The 406-nt window shown below is 34.0% G+C and carries 1 pseudogene; it reads right to left on the bottom strand.

Features of this window, described 5'->3' with window-relative positions:
- A pseudogene (locus ACFXKA_RS43250) lies at positions 1 to 218 on the bottom strand (IS256 family transposase); the annotation flags it as partial.
- Positions 219 to 406: the final 188 nt, after the last annotated feature.

The following is a 406-nucleotide window of genomic DNA, read 5'->3' as shown; positions in this document are numbered from 1 at the left end:
TTTCTTCTATTTCTTGTTTCTTTTTCTCCCTTGTCATTGGATTCATAGCCCAAATGGTGATTCATTTCACCTTTTAGCATTGACTCAAACATGGGACCAAATATGTCTTTTAATGCTTCTTGCATATCTTCTACTGATTTAGGCTGATACTGTTCGATAATCTTGTTAGCTAATTCTACGGAGTTCGGATCTCTTTTCAATTTCCCCACTGAAACCACTCCTTTAGCTTTATACTTATTATTCTATCAAATAAAAAACTGTGTGAGTAAGGAACCGTACGCATTCCTTACTTACACAGTTAATATTACACTCCCCATATTTATTTGGATATGCTTTCTTTTTTACAGTAGGTATTATCCATATATCAACAGGGAGTTTGACACCATTTCTATTAGAGGCTTTTAAC

Origin of the sequence: Nocardia sp. NPDC059228, from assembly GCF_042754245.1 — a bacterium.
Taxonomy (GTDB): domain Bacteria; phylum Actinomycetota; class Actinomycetes; order Mycobacteriales; family Mycobacteriaceae; genus Nocardia.
This window is presented reverse-complemented; position numbering and strand designations above follow the sequence as displayed.